Below are 19370 nucleotides of genomic sequence, written 5' to 3'. Positions count from 1 at the left end.
GCGGGTGAAACGCGGCCACATGCGCCGGGGCATGCCCCGCCGCGTGCACCGCACCGCCGGACCTGAAAACGGGGCCGGCATCGCTGCCGGTCCGATATATTGGCGCAGGAAGACCCGAACCGAACGCACCGGAACCGCCGCCTCGATGAAACGCTCCCACGTCGCCTTTGCCCTCACGGGCCTGCTCGTCGCGCTGCCGATTGCCGCGTATGCGCTCGTCAAGCCGCTGCGCGTCGTCGCGCCCGCACTGGTTCACGGCGTGTCGTGCCCGAGCGCGGACATCTGCACGGACGATGTCGCGAGGCTCGACGATGCGCGGCGGCTCTATCTCGACGGCTATGCGCGCGCGGCGTCGGCCGTCGGCGCGTTCCGCGAGGCGCCGCGCGTCGTGTTCTGTTCGACCCGTGCGTGCGCCGATGCATTCGGCGTCGGCACGCGCGCGGCGCTGACGCTCGGGAGTTTCGGCGTGGTCGTCGCGCCGCGCGGCTGGCAGACCTACTTTCTCGCACACGAGCTGATCCATCATCGTCAGGCGGAGGCGCTCGGCAACCTGGCCGTCGCGACGAAGCCGCGCTGGCTGATCGAGGGGATGGCGTATTCGCTCAGCGGCGATCCGCGCCGTCCGCTGGCAGAGCCGTTCGAATCGTGGCGCACGCGTTTCGACGCGTGGCATGCGGCGCTGGGCGGGCAGCCGCTATGGGATGCCGCGCGGGCCGTCGAATAGCGCGGCAGGCTTGACGCGCGGCCGCGTGCGCCGTCATGCCGGCGCGACCGGATCGCCGCGTCCGGCGGCGAGCGAGTCCCGCCCTGCATCGAGGATCGCGTCGGCCAGCGCGGGATCGGCGCCGGCCACCGCGCGCGACAGCACGAGCGCGCCGACCATCTGGCTGAAGGCGGCGAGCGTGTCGCGACGCGTTTGCGCCGGGTCCGCGCCTTCCGTGGCCACCATCCGTTCCATCCGGCCGAGATAGGCGGCGAGGCCGTGCGCGTAGCACGCGCGCGCCGCATCGTTCAGCCGCGGCGCGTCGCCCGCGAAACCGGACAACGGGCAGCCGGCCTCGACGTTGTCGCGATGCGCGGCCGACAGATACACGGCCGCGAGCGTATCGAGACTGTCGGTATTCGGCGAATCCGCACGGTCCTGCATCGCCTTCTCCAGCACCGCGGCGACCAGCGCGTCCTTCGACTTGAAGTGGTTGTAGAAGCCGCCCTGCGTGAAGCCCGCGGCCTTCATCAACTCCGTCAGCCCCACGGCGTCGACCCCGTGCACGCGGAACAGCCGTTCGGCGGCCGCGACGATCGCGCTCCGGTTCTCGGCGGCCTGTTGTCTTGAAACGCCCATCGATCTCTCCCTGATTGTTTGCGATCGCGTCGATCGAAAAACACAATGTCGATCACCATTGACATGCCTGTTCGGCGCGAACACAATGCCACGCAAAGACAATGGTGATCGACATTGATATCGAGTGTAGCCGACCCGGCGCGCGGTGCGAAGCCCCGGCGGCACGCGAGATGGCAATCGATCGGCGTCTTTGGCGCCGCCGGGCGATGGGCAGCGGACGGCTCGCCGTCTGCCGGCGGGGGCGCCGCGATTCGGTACGCAAGGGCAGCCTGTGTTTCCACCGGATCTCACGCGCGGCGAGCCGGCGCGCATGCGATTCATCATGCGAAAGGAACGATCATGAAGATCGAAGGTGCAGTGGTGTTCGTCACGGGCGCGAATCGCGGGCTCGGGCGCGAGTTTGCGAAGCAGGCGCTGGCGAGGGGCGCGCGCAAGGTCTATGCGGCGGCGCGCGATCCGGCCGCGGTGACGCTGCCGGGCGTCGTGCCCGTGAAGCTCGACGTGACCCATCCGGCGGCGATCGCCGCGGCGGCCGACGCGGCGCGCGACGTCACGCTGCTGATCAACAACGCGGGCATCGCGCGGCTCGGCAGCCTGACGGACGACGGCGCGGCCGAGACGCTGCGCGATCACCTGGAGACCAACGTGTTCGGGATGCTGGCGATGTCGCGCGCCTTCGCGGGCACCCTCGCCGACAACGGCGGCGGCGCGATCCTGAACATCCTGTCCGTCGCGAGCTGGGTGAACCGGCCGCTGCTGTCGGGCTACGGCGTGTCGAAATCGGCTGCGTGGGCGCTGACCAACGGGCTACGGCAGTCGCTGCGCGAGCAGCGCACGCAGGTCGTCGGGCTGCATGCCGGCTTCATCGATACCGACCTGACGGCGGGCTTCGACGTGCCGAAGGCCGCGCCGGCCGACGTCGTGCGCCAGGCGTACGACGCCATCGAAGCGGGGGAGGAAGAGGTGTCGACCGACGAGTTCACGCGGCAGGTGAAGGCCGCGCTGTCGTCGGGCGTGTATCTGGAAGCGCCGGCGCCGCGCTGACGCCGCCGGGCGGGCGAGCCCGCCGCGCGCGACGCGGCGGGCCGGGCCGTCAGGCCGTGGTGTCGACGATGCCGGGGATCTTCACGTCCGGGTTCACGTCCGCGTCGTAGTCGACGCCGGCGATCTCGAAGCCGAACAGCCGCAGGAAGTCGGTCTTGTAGCCGGTGAAGTCGGTCAGTTCGTACAGGTTGTCGTTCGTCACGTGGTTCCACTGCGCGACGACCTTCGCCTGCACCTGCGGGTCGAGTTCCTTGTAGTCGGCGCGCAGGCGGCCGTCCGCGTCGAGGTGCGGCGTCGCGCCGTACAGGCTGTCCTTGAACAGGCCGTACACCTGCTCGATGCAGCCTTCGTGCGTGCCGGTTTCCTTCATCGTCTTGAACAGCAGCGACAGGTACAGCGGCATCATCGGGATCGCCGAGCTTGCCTGCGTGACGACGGCCTTCAGCACCGACACGCGTGCATCGCCGCCGTGCGCGGCCAGCTTTTCGCGGATCGACAGCACTTTCTTGTCGAGATCCTTCTTCGCTTCGCCGATCGAGCCGTTCCAGTAGATGTCGTGCGTGATCTGTTCGCCGAGATACGTGAACGCGGTGGTCTTCGCGCCGTCGGCCAGCACGCCGGCTTCATCCAGCGCGTCGATCCACATCTGCCAGTCCTCGCCGCCCATCACCGCGACGGTGCCGTCGATCTCTTCCTGCGTGGCCGGTTCGAGCGTGACCTCGCGGATCACTTCCTTGTCGGTGTCCAGGCCGCGGAACGACACCGTCTTGCCGATCGGCTTGAGCGTCGAGCTGATGGTTTCGCCCGTCTTCGGATGCGTGCGGCGCGGCGCCGCGAGGCTGTAGACGACGAGATCGACCTTGCCGAGATCCTTTCGGATGGTGTCGATCGTGACTTGCTTGACCTGGTCGGAGAACGCGTCGCCGTTGATGCTGCGCGCATAGCGCCCCTGTTCGGCGGCGAATTTCTCGAACGCAGCGGTGTTGTACCAGCCGGCCGTGCCGGGCTTCGATTCGCTGCCTGCGCGCTCGAAGAACACGCCGAGCGTGTCCGCGCCCGAGCCGAACGCGGCCGAGATCCGGGCTGCGAGGCCGTAGCCGGTCGACGCGCCGATCACGAGCACCTTTTTCGGGCCATTGGCGATCGGGCCGTGCGAAGTGACGTAGTCGATCTGTTCCTTGACGTTGGCTTCGCAACCGACCGGATGAGTCGTCACGCAGATGAAGCCACGCACGCGCGGTTTGATGATCATGGAAACCTCTAGTCAGAAAGGCGGGTACGGCCTGAATTCGGGAAAATCCCGCGCATTGTAAAGGAAGCGGCCGATTGAGGGCGGGCGCGGCCGGACGGTACCGGTTCACCCGGTTATTTCTCTCTTGACAGAAATAACTGAAATGCCTAAATTTCACGGCATGGAACTCACACCGATTGCCGAACGATTCATTCTCCACTGGGGCGAAATGGGCTCGCGGTGGGGCGTCAACCGCACCGTCTCGCAGATTCACGCGCTGCTGTATCTGGCCGGCCGGCCGATCGCGGCCGACGAGATCGCCGAGACGCTCAACGTCGCGCGCTCCAACGTCAGCACGAGCCTGAAGGAACTGCAGGCGTGGCGGCTGGCGAAGGTCGTGCACGTGCTGGGCGATCGCCGCGACCATTTCGAGACGTCGACCGACATCTGGGAACTGTTCAAGCTGATCGTCGAAGGGCGGCGGCAGCGCGAGATCGAACCGACGCTCACGGTGCTGCGCGATTGCCTGACGAATCCGGAGATCGCGAACGAGAGCCGCGAAACCGAGCAGCGCATCCGCGACACCCTGCAGTTCGTCGAGACGCTCACGACCTGGTCGGACGAGATGCTGCGGCTCAAGCCCGATACGCTGATGAAGGCGCTCGGCATCGGCGCGAAGATCAGCCAGACGGTCAGGCGCAAGCCGTCGAAGTAAGCGGGGCGCGCAGTGCGGGCAGGCAGCCCGCTTTTTTTGGGGTCTTTATTTCTGTCATTACAGAAATAACTGTAAATAAAGGATGAAGATGAACGCAATCCGGCCGTTGACCTGCCCGCCCGCACGCACCGGGGCGCACGGCATGACCGTGCTCGTGTGCGGCGCGAACGGCTTCATCGGGCGGGCACTGTGCGCGCGGCTCGAAGCCGGCGGCCATCGCGTGCTGCGCGGCGTGCGCCATGCGGTCGGCCCGCGCGACGTCGGGATCGATTTCGCGACGGACGTCGAGCCCGACGCGTGGCTGGCGCGGCTGGCCGGCGTCGACGTGGTGATCAATGCGGTCGGCATCCTGGCCGACCGGCGCGGCGCGACCCTCGACGCCGTGCATCGCGCCGCGCCGTGCGCGCTGTTCGCCGCGTGCTGCCGGGTGGGCGTGCGGCGCGTGATCCAGATCTCGGCACTCGGCGCCGAGCGTGGCGATACGCGCTACTTCGCCAGCAAGTACGCGGCCGACCGCTTCCTGCAGACGCTGCCGATCGAGTTCCGGATCGTGCGTCCCGCGCTCGTGTACGGCGAGTCCGGCGCGTCGGCGGGCTTTTTCCGGATGCTCGCGAGCCTGCCCGTGCAGGTCCTGCCGGCGGGCGGCCGCCAGCGGCTGCGCCCCGTGCACGTCGACGATCTCGCCGAAGCCGTGGCGCGGTGCGTCGACGCGCCGGCCGGCGGCTCTCCGGTGATCGACGTCGTCGGCAACGACGAAGTCGACTATCGCGGGATGCTGGCCCGTTATCGCGCCGCGCTGGGCTTTCCGCCGGCCGTCCGCGTGACGCTGCCGGGCCCGCTCGCTGGCGCGGCGGCCGCGTTGCTCGGCACGCTGCCGGGCGCGATGTTCACGCGCGACACGTGGGCGATGCTGCGCGCCGGGAACACCGGCGATCCGGCGGCCGTCACGGCCCTGCTCGGCCGGCCGCCGCGCGGCATCGACGGCTTCATCGGCGCGGACGCGGTTGCGCTGCGTCGCGACGCGCTCGCGAGGTGGCGTCGTCCGCTGCTGCGCGGCGCGCTCGCGATCGTCTGGATCTGGACGGCCGTCGCCAGCGCGTTCGTCCATCCGCTGCACGCGAGCCTGGCATTGCTCGCCCCGGCACACCTGACGGGGCTGCCCGCGCTGATCGCGCTCTACGCGGCGAGCGCGCTGGATTTCGCGTTCGGCGTCGCGACCGTCGCCGCGCCGTCGCGGCGCCTGTGGGCGGCGCAGGCGGCGCTGATCGTCGCGTATTCGGCCGTCATCGCGGTCACGATGCCCGGCCTGCTGGCCGAACCGTTCGGCCCCGTGCTCAAGAACGTGCCGATTCTCGCCATCCTGCTGATCCTGTTTTCCGAGGAAGAACACGCATGAATACCTATCTCGTCGTCAAGGCGCTTCACATCCTGTCCTCGGTGCTGCTGGTCGGCACGGGGTTCGGCACCGCGTTCTACCTGTTCTTCGCGAACCGCACGCGCTCGGTGCCCGCGATCGCGGCCGTGTCGCGGCTCGTGGTGCGCGCGGACTGGTGGTTCACGACGCCGGCCGTGATCTTCCAGCCCGCCTCGGGGTTGTGGCTCGCGCACACGGCCGGCTGGCCGTGGCAGACGCCGTGGCTGCTCGCGTCGATCGTGCTGTATGCGATCGCCGGCGCATGCTGGCTGCCGGTCGTGTGGCTGCAGGTCGAACTGGCCGCGATGGCGAAGCTCGCTCACGCGAACGGCGCCGCCGCGTTGCCAGAGCGCTACTGGCGCTACGCGAAGCGCTGGGAGCTGCTCGGCTATCCGGCGTTCGTCGCGATGCTGAGCGTGTATTTCCTGATGGTGCTCAAGCCGATGTAGGTGCGGCGCCGCCGCGCGGGCGCGGCGGTGCGGCGCATCGGAAGGCCGCCGGTCGATCCACGATGCGGGCGATAACGAAAAGGAGTACGAATCATGGGATCAAGTGAACTGGTGCTGTACTTCGACGGACGATGTCCGTTATGCGCCGCGGAAATACGGCGTCTCGGGGCCCGGGATGCGCGGCGCCGGCTGGCGTTCGTCGATATCGCCGAGCCGGGCTTCGATCCCGCGCCGCTGGGCGTCGAGCTGTCCGCGCTGAACCGCGAGCTGCACGCGCGCCTGCCCGACGGACGCATGCTGACCGGCGTGGACAGCATCCTGGCCGCCTATACGCTGGCCGGAGGGGGCTGGCGCGTCTGGCCGCTTCGCGTACCGGTCGTGCGCCGCGCGCTGACGCCGCTGTATCGCCGCCTCGCGCGCGACCGGCATACGGTATCGCGCTGGCTCGGCTACCACGCCGACGCGGCGTGCGCCGGCGCGGCGTGCGGCAGCGACCGCGCCGCCGGGCGTACGGCGGATCGTCCGGCGTACGACCGCGCGCGCCGCCTCGTGGTGAGCTGGATGTTCTGCGCCGCGATCGCGCACCTGCTGGTCGGCATGGTCGTTCCGTGGGTGGCCGGCGCGCCGTGGCTCGACGGCTATCACCGCGTCGTCGAGCTGCATTTCTGGGCGGGCGCGGCGCCCGAGCCTGCGCGTGCCCAGCAGATCTGGTGGATGTCGCTGATCGGCGCGACGGTGCAGTGCGCGTCGGTCTGGATGCTGGCGCTCGTCCACCTCGGCAACCGGCTGCGCCGGCGCGAAGTGTGGGGATGGCTGCTGGCCGGCCTGCTGATCTGGGCGCCGCAGGACATCCTGTTTTCATTGGAGGCCCGCGTATGGGGCCACGTGGCGGTCGACGCGGCGGCACTCGTCGCGATGGTGCCGCCGCTCGTCTGGCTGTGGAGGAGGGACACCGTATGAACACCTTGCCTGCTTTCGACTGGGCGCTCAACCTGCTGATCGTGCAGGGCGCGATGGGCGCATTCGATACGCTCTATCACCATGAGCTCACGCAGGACCTGCCGCACAGCCCGCGCGCGCGGCTCGAGCTGGCGATTCACGCAGTGCGTTCCGTGCTGTACGGCCTCGTGTTCGCGTCGATCGCGAACGTGGCCTTTCACGGCGCCTGGGTCGCGGCCATCGCGGCGGTGGTGGTCGTCGAAGTGGTGCTGACGTTGTGGGATTTCGTCGTCGAGGACCAAAGCCGCAAGCTGCCGGCCACCGAGCGCGTGCTGCACACGCTGCTGGCCGTCAACGGCGGCGCGCTGTTCGGGATGATCGCGATGCAACTGGCCGCGTGGGCGCACGAGCCGACCGCGTTGCAGGCGATCGACCTTGGCTGGCGCGGCTGGGTGCTCAGCCTGTTCGCCGTCGGCGTGACGGTGTCGGGAGTCCGCGACGGCATGGCGGCGTGCCGGATCGCACGACGCGCGCCGGCCGCCAATCCGTTCGCGGGTCAGCCGCCGGGCAACGTGCTCGTGACCGGCGGGACCGGCTTCATCGGCGAAACCCTCGTGAGTTCGCTGCTCGATGCGGGGCATGCGGTGACGCTGCTGGCGCGCGATCCGCTGCGCGCGGCCTACCTGTTCCATGGCCGCGTGCGCAGCGTCACGGCGATCGAACAGTTGCAGCCGCACGAGCGTTTCGACACGGTCATCAATCTCGCGGGGGCGCCGGTGCTGGGCGGGCGCTGGAGCAAGCGCCGGCAGGCGCTGCTGCTCGCCAGCCGCGTCGGCGTGACCGAGTCGCTGATGCGCTGGGTCGAGACCGCCGAGGTCAAGCCGCGCACGTGGGTCCAGGCATCGGCGATCGGCTACTACGGCGTGCGTCCGGCCGACGAGCGGCTCGACGAAGGCAGCCGTGCCGGCACCGGCTTCATGGCCGAGCTGTGCCGGCAGTGGGAGCAGTCCGCGCAGCCGCTCGAGCGCCACGGGGTGCGCACGGTGGTGCTGCGGCTGGGCCTCGTGTTCGGCCCCGGCGGCGCGTTGCGCTCGATGCTGCTGCCGCATTACTTCGGCATGGGCGGGCGCTTCGGCGACGGCGCGCAGGCGATGAGCTGGATCCACCGGGACGACGTGCTGCGCATCGTCGCGCGCGCGATGTCGAACCCGGGCATGCGCGGCGTCTACAACGCGGTCGCGCCGGCGCCGTTGACCCAGCGCGAGTTCGTGCAGGTCGTGACGAAGGTGCTGCGCCGTCCCGCCTGGCTGCACGTGCCGGCCGCGCCGCTGCGTTACGCGATGGGCGAGATGGCCGAGCTGCTGCTGGACGGCCAGCGCGTGATGCCCGCGCGGCTGCATCAGGACGGGTTCATGTTCCGCTTCCCGACGGCCGAGCACGCGCTGCGCGACCTGACGAATCGGCCGCATGCGGATTTTCCGCGCACGGCATGCCGTTTCCCGCGCGGTCGTGTATAAATTCGGCGTGAATCCGCCCGGGCGCCGTCGTGCGTCCCGGGCGTTCCGCATCCGACCCAACAAGGAGACTGCATGCTGCGCATCCTCGGCAAGATCCCGTCCATCAACGTCCGCAAGGTGCTGTGGCTGTGCACCGAGCTGGACCTGCCGTTCGAACAGGAAGACTGGGGCGCGGGCTTTCGCGCGACCGACGATCCGGCCTATCTCGCGCTGAACCCGAACGGTCTCGTGCCCGTCATCAAGGACGACGATTTCGTGCTCTGGGAATCGAACACGATCATCCGCTATCTCGCGAACCGTCATGGCGGCGACGCGCTGTATCCGGCCGAGCCGCAGGCGCGCGCACGGGTCGATCAATGGATCGACTGGCAGGGTTCGGACCTGAACCGCTCGTGGGTCGGCGCGTTTCTCGGCCTCGTGCGGAAATCGCCCGATCACCAGGATCCGGCCGGTATCGCGCAGTCGATCGCGGGCTGGACGAAGCACATGCGCGTGCTGAATGCGCAGCTCGAGGCGACCGGCGCGTTCGTGGCCGGCGCCACCTTCACGCTCGCGGACATCCCGATCGGCCTGTCGGTGAACCGCTGGTTCGGCACGCCGTTCGAGCATCCGGAGTTCCCTGCGGTGTCGCGCTATATCGAACGTCTCGCGACGCGCGAGGGCTTCAAGCGGTACGCGGGCAGCGCGAACCCGTGACACGCCGCCGGCCGCGCGCGGCGCGGCCGGCGTTGCCACGGCAGCAGCAGCGCGGCCGGCGCGCGAGGGCGCGCCGTCGTCACGCGCCGGCCGCCGGCACCGCCGCGAGCACGCGTGCGAGGAACGCCTCGTGGTTCCACGCGGATTCCGGCCTCGACAGCCCGAGCCGCACGACCACCAGTTGCCGGCTCGGCACCACGCTCACGAACTGGCCCTCATGGCCGATCGCATGAAACGCGTCGGCCGGCATCGCGACCGCATGCGGATCGCGATCGTTGAACGGCTCCGGCACCTTGACCCATAACTGCGCACCGTACGCCTGGTCCGACGACTGCGGCGTCGCGCGCGTCAGGTAGCGCACCCACCCCTCGGGCAGCAGCCGCTGGCCGTTCCACACGCCGTCCTGCAGCAGCAACTGCCCGAAGCGCGCCCAGTCGCGCGCGCTCGCATACAGGTAAGACGGGCTGACGAACGTGCCGGACGCGTCGGGCTCGAAGACCGCGCTGCGCATCCCGAGCGGCGCGAACAGCGCGCGGCGCGGAAACGCGAGGTAGTCGTCCTCGCTGCCGCCCAGCGCTTCGCGCATCACGCGCGCGACGATCGCGCTCGTGCCGCTCGAGTAGTCCCACCGTGTGCCGGGCGCCGCGGCGAGCGGCTTCGCCGACGCGAACCGCGCGGTATCGGGCTGCGTGAACAGCATCACGGCCACGTCGGACAGCGGGTCGTCGTAGTCCTCGTTGAATTGCAGGCCGCTCGTCATCCGCAGCAGCTCGTCGAGCGTGATGGCCGCGCGCGGATCGCCGCCGCCGCGCCATTCGGGCAGCAGCGCCGCGGTGTCGGGCGACAGCCGGTGCTGCGCGACGAGCGTGCCGACCAGCGCGGCCGTCACGGTCTTCGTCATCGACCAGCCGGGCAGCGGCGTATCGGCCGTGAAGCCGGGCGCATAGCGTTCGGCGATCACCTGGCCGCGCCACATCACCACGACCGCGCGCGTGCGTCGCGGCCGTGCCGGATCGGGTTCGTCGAACGCGCGGTCGAGCGCGCTCCGCAGCCTGGCGGCATCGATGCCGGCGGGCGCCGCCGCCGGTGCCGGCTGCGCGGGCGGCGGATCGGGGAGGGGCGGCAAGGCAGCCGGCAGCGCGGCCTGCGACGTGCTCGACGGCGGTCCGGGCACGAGCGTGCAGCCGAGCCCGGGCCGGAACTCGGCTTCGCGCTCGGCGAAGCCGGCGAAGGTCGCCACTGCGCGATGGCGGCCGGGATCGAGCGACGGGCGTACCAGCTTCAGCAGCGGATGCACGCCGGCCATGATGTCGACGTCGATCACGGACGCGGCCGGGCGGCCAGACACGTACACGCCGGAACACAGCGCCTTGGCCGCATAGCCGGTCGCGATCGGCGCGAGCCGGGACAGCATGTAGCCCGCGTAGCCGGCACCTGCGACGAGCGCGAGCGCAGTGCCGCGCAGGATCAGCTTCTTGAGGGAGATCGTCATGCGCGAGCGTCCTCGGTGGCGTGCCGGCCGGCAACGATCAGGCAGTGTCGCAGGTTCGGGCGCCGCGTTGCAATCGCGACGTCGTGACGCGTGGCGACCGGCCGCCGCGTGGCGATCGGCACGTTGTCGTGCAGCGAACGGGTTGAAACTGCACGGGCCGTCGGCCGATAATCGTCCGGCATTGCTCTCCCAGTCAAACCGTTATCGGAAAACGCCATGTCCTACGACAACAACAATCCGTTCGCAAAAATCCTGCGCGGCGAACTGCCGTGCGTGAAGGTTGCGGAAGACGACGCAACCCTCGCGATCATGGACCTGATGCCGCAGGCCGACGGCCACGTGCTCGTGATTCCGAAGGAGCCGGCCGCGCAGATTTTCGACCTGTCCGCCGACGGGGCGGCGGCCGGCATCCGCATGACGCAGCGCGTCGCGGCGGCGGTGCGCGCCGCGTTCGAGCCGGACGGCGTGTTCATCGGCCAGTTCAACGGCGCGGCAGCCGGCCAGACGGTCCCGCACGTGCATTTCCACGTGATTCCGCGCCGGGAAGGCGCCGAGTTGCGGATGCATGCGCGCGAGATCGCCGACGCGGCGACGCTCGAAGCGCTCGCGCAGCGCATTCGCGCGCATTTCGTGTAACGCGTCGACGGCGCGCGGCGCGACGGCGGCCCGCCGGCCGGGCGTCGCGGCGCCGCCGGCTGTTTCAGCGGTCATGCGGGGTAACACGTGTAACCGCCCGGGAAACTCGGCCGTGCAAGCCCGGCGCTAGACTCGGCGCATTGCTTCATCGAGCGACAGGAAGGGCGGATCGCCTCTTCGTGCCGGTCGCCGCAGGTCGCGGCGGCGCGGCTTTCGCAAGATGCCATTCGTCTTTCGCGCCGGGAATCGAGCCATGTCCAGACTTCTCATCACGCTTGCCCTGATCGGCGGCCTGTCCGGCTGCTACGTCGCGCCGCCTTACGGCTATGCGCCCGCGCCGGCCTACTACGGCTACGCGCCGGCGTATTACGCGCCGCCCGTCAGCGTCGGGATCGGCGGCAACTTCCGCATCCGCTGATCCGGCGCGGGGCCCCGGCCCCGGCTGCACCGCCGGGGCGGCGGCATTGCGCCCGGCGCATCGCGCGGATTCGCGTGCCGTTTGACGGCGGCGCGCCGCGCGGCGTGCGGCGTGTGCGCGGTTCCTCTCCCTCACGGGAGAACGCATTCCGGCGAGGCCGCCATGACCGTCCCCCGCAAGGTCGCAGCCCTGTCGGGCATTTCCACGCTCGTCTATCTCGGGCTTGCGGTGCTCGGCAGCGGCGGGTTCGCCGCTTTCTTCTCGCCCCCGCCGCAGACCGTCGTCGTGGTCGCGACGCTGGCGATGGCCGTCGCCGCGATGTTCACCGAAGGCAACCTGAGCAGCGGCGAACGCGAGAACCGCGACAACCGCTGGGTGCTCGCGGCGTTCGCGGTCTGCGGGTTCCTGCTCGCGTACCTGCCCGCGCTGACCGACCGGCTGGATTTCTGGACCGTCGGCGGCGCCGCGGTGCGCTGGACCGGCGTCGTGCTGTATGTCGCGGGCGGCGTGCTGCGGATCTGGCCCGTATTCGTGCTCGGCAAGCGCTTCAGCGGGCTGGTCGCGATCCAGCCGGGCCATACGCTCGTGACCGACGGCATCTACCGCCGCGTCCGCAATCCAAGCTATCTCGGCCTGCTCGTCAACGCGCTCGGCTGGGCGCTGGCGTTCCGCTCGGGCGTCGGCGTGCTGCTGGTCGTGTCGATGACGGTGCCGCTCGTCGCGCGGATCCGCTCCGAGGAGGCGCTGCTGCGCGCGCAATTCGGCGCCGAATACGACGCGTACTGCGCGCGGACCTGGCGCCTGCTTCCCGGCGTGTACTGACCGCTCCCTTCATTTCTTCCAATCCGTTCTTTCGGCGCGCTCACGGCGCATGTCCGATGTGTTGCCACGTGTGTCCCGAATGCGCGATCGCGCCGGCGGCCGGCCTGTCGCCGCGTGCGGCCGGGCCCTTGCCAAAGCCAATGCCCGCACGGGTTTCCGGGTTTTTCGGACGGACGTTTACGGTTGGTTATTCGTAAACAACTTGTTACCAGAATGTCCGGGGCAAGGAGCCGGGACCGGTGCTATTCTTCGCCGCAAGCTCATTGAAATAAACGGGTCCGCGGTTTGGCGCCTCACCTGGCGCGGCGTCGATCGATTCAGATCGTCGTATCGAGCGGACCTTCGATAACCCGATTGCGAACAAGGAAGAATCCGGGAATGTGGAAGAAAATCGCACCCGCTCTCGTCGTCGCCGCGCTGACCGGCGCGACTGCGCTGCCGGCCTTGGCAGGTGACATGAACAACGCGCTTGGCGGCGCGCTCGGCGGGGTCGCCGGCGCAGCGGTCGGCGGCGCGCTCGGCGGCAGCACGGGCTCGGTGATCGGCGGCGCCATCGGCGGCGGCGCGGGTGGCGCGGTGACGTCGAATCGTCACGAGCGCACCGGCGCGATCATCGGCGGCGCGCTCGGCGGCGGCGCGGGCACCGCGGCAGGCAACGCGATGGGCGGCCGCACCGGCGGCCTGCTGGGCGCGGCGGTCGGCGGCGGCGCGGGCGCGGCGCTCGGCGGCAACCTGTCGCGCAGCTCGTACGAACGCGACCACGGCGATCGCGGCTACCGTCATCGCAAGCATCGCCACCGCCGCGACTGGGACTGATCGCCGCTGGCGCGGCACGGTGCGCGACCGGCGCACCGGCGCGCCGATCGCATCGGCCCCGACCTGCGATTCGGCCCGGCGGCTCTGCCGGGTCGCCGTCGCCGGCAACATCGCCCCCTTTTCCTGCTTCATCCACCGCTGCCTGCTGACCGACCGACGGCCCGACCCGTCTCCCTTCCCGCCGTATTTCCCGCTTTCCGACCGCAGTGCTTGTGGCACCTGAATACACCCGTGCAGCGCAGGCGGGCGCTATTTGCCGTTAGCCCGGCTCACTCGGTTCACTCGGTTCACTCGGCTCACCCGGCTCACCCGGCTCACCCGGCTCACCCGGCTCACCCGGCTCACCCGGCTCACCCGGCTCACCCGGCTCACCCGGCTCACCCGGCTCACCCGACTCGCCCGACTCGCCCGACTCACCCGACTCGCCCGACTCGCCCGATTCGCCCGATTCGCCCGATTCGCCCAATGCGCCCAATGCGCCCAGCTCGCTTTCCCGCTTCGCTTTGACGGTCCGACGGCCTGACGGCAGCCCGTGACCGACGCGGCTTGCCGCCACGCACACGTCAGTGCTCTCCCGACCGCGTCACCCGATGGATCGCAACCCGCGTGCGCGAACTGCCTTGCCGCTGTCGTCCGTATCGCGTCATGGCGGCGTTCCGGCGCACCTGTGCGTGGCCGCATTCGTCAGGATTTCCCCGATAGCCAGGCCGCCGCGCCACGCTCCTTCGCCGCACATCGCGGGTTCCAGCGGGCAGTGGGAAATCGAATGGAATCCATCGCAACATTTAATTGGTCGATTGAGGGTGACTTCGCTATCGTCGGCGATGCCCGTGTACGGAGCCGAACCGTGCCGTCAGCCGCGCCTCGCCGCACGATCGCGCGGCCCGGCCGCCGGTCCCGCAAGCAGGGGGGCCGCCGCGTTCGATGAGCCGGAAGACCCCGTCGCGAAGCCTGGCCGACCGAACGAGGGCGCATGCGCCTTCAAGCCACCCCGGCAACGAAGTCCCGCCGCCGCCCGCGCGCCCAGCGCGTGTGCGTGCCGCCCGATGCCGTTGGCGCCCGGGGCTGCCCAACCCATTGCCTGGATGCACCATGTCTAAGACAACGTATTACGCGCCGCACGGCGGCCACCCGCCACAGACGGATCTGCTGACCGATCGCGCGATGTTCACCGAGGCGTACGCGGTGATCCCGAAGGGGGTGATGCGCGACATCGTCACGAGCTGGCTGCCGTTCTGGACGAACACGCGCCTGTGGGTGATCGCCCGCCCGCTGTCGGGTTTCGCCGAAACCTTCTCGCAATACATCGTCGAAGTGAACCCGGGCGGCGGCAGCGACAAGCCCGAGCAGGACAGGAACGCCGAAGCCGTGCTGTTCGTCGTCGAAGGCGAGGCCGAGCTGACGCTGCAGGGCGCGAAGCACACGCTGAAGCCGGGCGGCTACGCGTTCATTCCGCCGGGCGCCGACTGGACGCTGCACAACGTCAGCGATGCGGCGGTGCGCTTCCACTGGGTTCGCAAGCATTACCAGGCCGTCGACGGCATTCCGCTGCCGGAGGCATTCGTGACCAACGAGCAGGACGTCGAGCCGATCCCGATGCCGGGCACCAACGGCGCATGGGTGACGACGCGCTTCGTCGACATGAGCGACATGCGCCACGACATGCACGTGAACATCGTGACGTTCGAGCCGGGCGGCGTGATTCCGTTCGCCGAGACGCACGTGATGGAGCATGGGTTGTACGTGCTCGAAGGCAAGGCCGTCTATCGCCTGAACCAGGACTGGGTCGAGGTCGAGGCGGGCGATTTCATGTGGCTGCGTGCGTTCTGCCCGCAGGCATGCTATTCGGGCGGCCCCGGCCGCTTCCGTTACCTGCTGTACAAGGACGTGAACCGTCACATGAACCTGACGCTGAACCCGGCGCGCTGAGCGCCGCGCCGGCAGTCGAACGCGAAAGCCCGCCGGCGCAATGTCGGCGGGCTTTTCTTCATGCCGGGATCGCTGCCCGGACCAATACGGCGGGCGCATCCGGGCGGGCGGCGACGGTCGGTCGGGGCCGCACCGGCGACCGTGCCCGCGCCGGCAAGACGCGGGCGCCGCGCGTCATCCCGCCGGCCGGTCGCGCAACGGCGCATCGGCCAGACGCAGGTCGTGCGCCAGGTCGATCAGCGCGCGCAACCGCGCGGGCACGAAACGATGGCCCGAGTAATAGAGCCGCAGCCCGCCGAACGACGGACACCACGGTACGAGCACCGGCACCAGGGTGCCGGCCTCCAGTTCTTCGGCGATGAACCATTCCGAGATGAAGCCGATGCCCAGCCCGGACAGGATGGCCTGCTTGATGGCGGCCAACTCGTTGAGCGCGAGCCGCACGGGCAGATCCATCTGCAGCTTCTGTCCCTTGCGTTCGAGTTCCCAGTGATAGATGCCGCCGTGGGACATGCGCATGCCGATGCTTTGATGTTCGAGCAGATCGCGCGGATGGCGAGGCGTGCCGTGACGTTTCAGATACTCGGGCGTCGCAACCACCAGCATGCGGATGTCGCGCGAGAGCGCCACGGCGATCATGTCCTGCGGCACGGATTCGGCCAGGCGGATGCCGGCGTCGTAGCCTTCGGCGACGATGTCGATCATGCGCGACTCGCTCACGATGTCGATGCGGACCTCGGGATAGCGCTGCGCATACGGGACCAGGAGCGGTTCCATCAGGAGCGGCGTCGCGCCCTGCGGTGCGTTGATGCGCAGCGTGCCGCTGGGCTGGCCGGACCCGGTGCCGGCCTCCTCGCCGGCGCTCCGGATCTCGGCGAGCGCCGGCGCGATGCGCGTCACGTAGCGCTGGCCGGCGTCGGTCAGCGACACGCTGCGGGTCGAGCGGTTGAACAGCCGCACCTTCAGGCGCGCTTCCAGCCCGGCCACGGCGCTGCTGACCGCCGTCGTGGACATGCCCAGCTCCAGCGCCGCGCCGCGAAAGCTGCTGCGGCGCGCGACGGCCAGGACCACTTCCAGCTCGGTCATTCCGGTGCGATGCATCGATTGTCCTGATTTTCGGGATGAGTCATCAGCGATAAGGTGGCTTATCAGAACAGTAACGTATTCCTAGACTGCGTGTCGTGACAGCTTGTCGGATACGCACAAAGGAGTACGCAGCATGCAACGCATCGAACAGATCTACATCGACGGCGCATTCGTGACGCCGCACGGCAGCGAATGGTTCGACCTGCACGACCCGAGCACCGAGCAGGTGATCGGCCAGGTCCGCCTAGGCGACGCGCAGGACGCCGGGCAGGCGATCGCGGCCGCGCGGGCCGCGTTCCCCGGCTGGTCGCGCACCACGCGGGCACAGCGCCGCGCCGCGCTCACGGCCATGCTCGAGGCCGTCGTCGCGCGGGAGGACGACCTGATGCAGGCGATCGTGACCGAATACGGCGCGCCGACGGTGCGCGGCCGCTGGATGGCGACCTATCCGGCGGACGCGATCCGGCAGGCCATCGCCGCGCTGGAATCGTTCGTGTTCGAGGAGCAGGCCGGATCGGCCCGCGTGGTCATGACGCCGGTCGGCGTGGCCGGCCTGATCACGCCGTGGAACAGCGATGCCGGGTTCATCTGCAACAAGCTCGCCACCGCGCTGGCGGCCGGCTGCACCGCGGTCATCAAGCCCAGCGAGATGAGCGCGATGCAGACGCAGATCGTGACCGAGGCGCTGCATGCGGCGGGCTTGCCGAAGGGCGTGTTCAACATCGTCAACGGGCGCGGCGACGTGGTCGGCGACGCGATCTCGAGCAGCCCGGATGTCGCGAAGATCTCCTTCACCGGCTCGTCCGCGGTGGGCCGGCATCTGGTGAGCGCGGGCGCGGCCACGATGAAACGCGTGACGCTGGAACTCGGCGGCAAGTCGCCCACGGTCGTGCTCGACGATGCGGATTTCGCGAGCGTCATGCCGCTCGTGCTGCAGGCGGGATTCATCAACAGCGGCCAGGCGTGCATCGCGGGTACGCGCGTCCTGGTGCCGCGCCGCCGGCTCGCGGAATTCGAAGCGGCGATCACGCAGGCGGTGGCGCACGTCCGTTCCGGCGATCCGCGCGACGCGGGCACCGACATCGGGCCGATGGTGAGCGCGAAGCAATGGGAACGCGTGCAGGACTACATCCGTATCGGGCAGGAAGAAGGCGCGGTGCTGCTGGCGGGCGGTGAGGGGCGGCCCGACGGCCTGCGCGCCGGGTGGTACGTGAAACCCACGGTCTTTTCGCGGGCGAGCAACCGGATGCGCATCGCACAGGAGGAAATCTTCGGCCCGGTGCTGACCATCATTCCCTATGAGGACGATGCCGATGCGATCGCCATTGCCAACGACACGCGCTACGGCCTGAGTGCGGTGGTGCTGGGCCAGGACGCGGAGCGTTGCGAGCGCGTGGCGCTGCGGATCGACGCCGGCCGCGTGCTCGTCAATACGCTGGCGCATGAGCCGCTTGCGCCGTTCGGCGGTTTCAAGCATTCGGGCCTGGGGCGCGAAATGGGCCGGTGGGGCATCAGCGCGTACCTGGAACCCAAGACCCTGATCGGGAGCGCCGGCCGGGTGGCGTGAGCCGGCGTGGCGATCCGGCACCCCTGCATGCCCGCAGGGGCGTTTGCGTTTCCCGGCATGCCGCATCGCATGCCGTGCGACAAGGCGTTGCCGGGGATGGCGCCCCGGGGCGCAACGGATGCATGCGGTGCGTGCGATGCGGCGCGTGCGCACGGCGCAGGGCCGCCCGCGAATGCGGCGGTGTTGCGCGCCTACGCGTCGAGCGCGTGCGCGGCGTGGTGGGCGACCGCCAGCCGCGTATCGGGCGGCAGGCCGTCTTCGATCAGCCACAGGGCCGACAGGCCCGCCCACGCCAGAATCCACCGCAGCAGCCGGCGACGGTCGAGCTGCGCGGCATCGGCCACGACCTCGACGCGCCGCGCGAAGCGCGCGCGATCGGCCGCGATGTCGTGCGCAGGATTGCAGAACAGGTTCGCGTAGTCGAACGCGCGATCGCCGCGCAGCCCTTTCGGGTCGATCGCGAGCCAGCCGCGATCGCCGAAATGCAGGATGTTGCCGTGATGGATGTCGCCGTGCAGCACGACTTCGTCGACGGACGGCGCGGCCAGCAGTTGGCGCGCGACCGTCGCCGCGCGGCGCAGCACGTCGTTGGCCGAAGCATCCGACAGCAGCGCATCGAACCAGTCGTGCAGCGGCACGAGCGCAGGCGCTCCCGGCGCACGGTGCGCATGCAGCCGCGCGACGACGTCGCATGCGATACGCATCGCGTCGTCGTCGCGGCCCGATGCCGAGTAACCGGCCAGCGACGGCGCGGGCTGCGCGCGTTCGAGCAGGATCGCGTCGCGGTCGTGCCGCCATACCTGCGCCGCGCCTTGCCCGTTCCACCAGATCATCAGCGCGTTGCCGCGCCGCTCTTCGTCGCAGATGGCGACCTTCAGCATCGCGTGCCGCGCGTGCCGGAGAACGGGCAGCACGCCGCCGCTCGCGGTCAGGATCGCGTCGCCGTCGCGGACGAGGCCCCACGGGCCGATGTATCGATCGAACATGACGCGATGGTACAGGCGAACCGGATCGGGCGCCGCGCGGTTCGCCCGGCGGCGTTGCGCGGGCCTGCGCAATTCGCGTGAACGGCTCGCCGTCCTTTCCTGAATAAAATTTAGCCTGCCAAACTTTGGCTAAATAATGTTCCGGTTTCGGCCTATCCCTTCGACAATGCGCGCCTTCCGTGACGGGGCACGCCAGATGCGCGCCGGCCGTCGCGGCGTTGAAGAAGGAGCCCCACATGACCGACCAGACCGCCCACCCACCCCCGCAACC

At 69.7% G+C, this 19370-nt stretch carries 19 protein-coding genes; 14 read left to right on the top strand and 5 right to left on the bottom strand.

The window, feature by feature from the left end; translation table 11 throughout:
* The first annotated feature begins 145 nt into the window (after nt 1-145).
* Complete coding sequence (locus GQ56_RS0132460; RefSeq protein WP_031402617.1) at nt 146-724, top strand: membrane protein; 579 nt, start codon at nt 146-148, stop codon at nt 722-724.
* Between the two features lie 33 nt (nt 725-757).
* Here the strand turns inward: GQ56_RS0132460 and GQ56_RS0132455 are convergent, their stop codons facing one another.
* Nucleotides 758-1342, bottom strand: coding sequence for a TetR/AcrR family transcriptional regulator (locus GQ56_RS0132455; protein ID WP_031402616.1), 585 nt, complete (start codon nt 1340-1342; stop codon nt 758-760).
* Between the two features lie 339 nt (nt 1343-1681).
* Between GQ56_RS0132455 and GQ56_RS0132450 the strand changes: the two genes are divergently transcribed.
* Nucleotides 1682-2386, top strand: coding sequence for an SDR family oxidoreductase (locus GQ56_RS0132450; protein ID WP_031402615.1), 705 nt, complete (start codon nt 1682-1684; stop codon nt 2384-2386).
* A 49-nt stretch (nt 2387-2435) separates the two neighbouring features.
* Here the strand turns inward: GQ56_RS0132450 and fabV are convergent, their stop codons facing one another.
* Nucleotides 2436-3638: an enoyl-ACP reductase FabV gene (gene fabV / locus GQ56_RS0132445; RefSeq protein WP_031402614.1), complete on the bottom strand. Its 1203-nt coding sequence runs from the start codon at nt 3636-3638 to the stop codon at nt 2436-2438.
* A gap of 160 nt (nt 3639-3798) precedes the next feature.
* Between fabV and GQ56_RS0132440 the strand changes: the two genes are divergently transcribed.
* The 6 genes from GQ56_RS0132440 (at nt 3799) to GQ56_RS0132415 (ending at nt 9347) form a co-directional block, all read left to right on the top strand.
* On the top strand, nt 3799-4332 hold the full coding sequence (locus tag GQ56_RS0132440) for a GbsR/MarR family transcriptional regulator (RefSeq protein ID WP_011353812.1): 534 nt from the start codon (nt 3799-3801) through the stop codon (nt 4330-4332).
* Between the two features lie 88 nt (nt 4333-4420).
* The gene (locus tag GQ56_RS0132435; protein WP_031402613.1) at nt 4421-5728 is read left to right on the top strand and encodes an SDR family oxidoreductase; all 1308 of its coding nucleotides are present in this window, start codon (nt 4421-4423) and stop codon (nt 5726-5728) included.
* Complete coding sequence (locus GQ56_RS0132430; RefSeq protein WP_031402612.1) at nt 5725-6195, top strand: DUF2269 family protein; 471 nt, start codon at nt 5725-5727, stop codon at nt 6193-6195. The genes GQ56_RS0132435 and GQ56_RS0132430 overlap by 4 nt, the downstream gene beginning before the upstream one ends.
* 93 nt (nt 6196-6288) lie before the next feature.
* Nucleotides 6289-7155, top strand: a complete 867-nt coding sequence (locus GQ56_RS0132425) for a thiol-disulfide oxidoreductase DCC family protein (RefSeq protein WP_031402611.1) — start codon at nt 6289-6291, stop codon at nt 7153-7155.
* Nucleotides 7152-8651, top strand: a complete 1500-nt coding sequence (locus GQ56_RS0132420) for a TIGR01777 family oxidoreductase (protein WP_031402610.1) — start codon at nt 7152-7154, stop codon at nt 8649-8651. Before GQ56_RS0132425 ends, GQ56_RS0132420 begins: the two co-directional genes overlap by 4 nt.
* Before the next feature lie 72 nt (nt 8652-8723).
* The gene (locus GQ56_RS0132415; protein WP_031402609.1) at nt 8724-9347 is read left to right on the top strand and encodes a glutathione S-transferase family protein; all 624 of its coding nucleotides are present in this window, start codon (nt 8724-8726) and stop codon (nt 9345-9347) included.
* A 79-nt stretch (nt 9348-9426) separates the two neighbouring features.
* Here the strand turns inward: GQ56_RS0132415 and GQ56_RS0132410 are convergent, their stop codons facing one another.
* A complete protein-coding gene (locus tag GQ56_RS0132410) occupies nt 9427-10839 on the bottom strand; it encodes a serine hydrolase domain-containing protein (RefSeq protein WP_031402608.1) in 1413 nt (470 codons plus the stop codon).
* 216 nt (nt 10840-11055) lie between these two features.
* On the opposite strand from GQ56_RS0132410, the gene GQ56_RS0132400 reads away from it, so the two are divergent.
* The 5 genes from GQ56_RS0132400 to GQ56_RS0132380 all read left to right on the top strand — a co-directional run bounded on the left by GQ56_RS0132400 (nt 11056) and on the right by GQ56_RS0132380 (nt 15460).
* Nucleotides 11056-11475 (top strand): HIT family protein, encoded by a 420-nt coding sequence (locus GQ56_RS0132400; protein ID WP_031402606.1) that lies wholly within the window; start codon nt 11056-11058, stop codon nt 11473-11475.
* Between the two features lie 253 nt (nt 11476-11728).
* Nucleotides 11729-11893, top strand: a complete 165-nt coding sequence (locus tag GQ56_RS46135) for a hypothetical protein (RefSeq protein WP_162836114.1) — start codon at nt 11729-11731, stop codon at nt 11891-11893.
* A 162-nt stretch (nt 11894-12055) separates the two neighbouring features.
* The gene (locus GQ56_RS0132390; protein ID WP_031402605.1) at nt 12056-12715 is read left to right on the top strand and encodes a methyltransferase family protein; all 660 of its coding nucleotides are present in this window, start codon (nt 12056-12058) and stop codon (nt 12713-12715) included.
* Between the two features lie 378 nt (nt 12716-13093).
* On the top strand, nt 13094-13531 hold the full coding sequence (locus GQ56_RS0132385; protein WP_031402604.1) for a hypothetical protein: 438 nt from the start codon (nt 13094-13096) through the stop codon (nt 13529-13531).
* Nucleotides 13532-14623: 1092 nt separating this feature from the next.
* Nucleotides 14624-15460: a bifunctional allantoicase/(S)-ureidoglycine aminohydrolase gene (locus tag GQ56_RS0132380; RefSeq protein WP_031402603.1), complete on the top strand. Its 837-nt coding sequence runs from the start codon at nt 14624-14626 to the stop codon at nt 15458-15460.
* A gap of 174 nt (nt 15461-15634) precedes the next feature.
* On the opposite strand, the gene GQ56_RS0132375 is transcribed toward GQ56_RS0132380, so the two are convergent.
* On the bottom strand, nt 15635-16546 hold the full coding sequence (locus GQ56_RS0132375; protein ID WP_081895005.1) for a LysR family transcriptional regulator: 912 nt from the start codon (nt 16544-16546) through the stop codon (nt 15635-15637).
* 133 nt (nt 16547-16679) lie between these two features.
* Here GQ56_RS0132375 and GQ56_RS0132370 point away from each other — a divergent pair, with 133 nt between their 5' ends.
* Nucleotides 16680-18113: an aldehyde dehydrogenase family protein gene (locus GQ56_RS0132370; protein WP_031402601.1), complete on the top strand. Its 1434-nt coding sequence runs from the start codon at nt 16680-16682 to the stop codon at nt 18111-18113.
* A gap of 191 nt (nt 18114-18304) precedes the next feature.
* On the opposite strand, the gene GQ56_RS0132365 is transcribed toward GQ56_RS0132370, so the two are convergent.
* Nucleotides 18305-19099 carry an aminoglycoside phosphotransferase family protein gene (locus tag GQ56_RS0132365; RefSeq protein WP_031402600.1) on the bottom strand — a complete coding sequence of 265 codons (795 nt, stop codon included), beginning with the start codon at nt 19097-19099 and terminating at the stop codon, nt 18305-18307.
* Between the last annotated feature and the right edge of the window lie 271 nt (nt 19100-19370).

Origin of the sequence: Burkholderia paludis, from assembly GCF_000732615.1 — a bacterium.
Lineage (GTDB): Bacteria > Pseudomonadota > Gammaproteobacteria > Burkholderiales > Burkholderiaceae > Burkholderia > Burkholderia paludis.
Note: the sequence above shows the minus strand (reverse complement) of the source record. Positions and strands in the feature narration are given on the sequence as shown.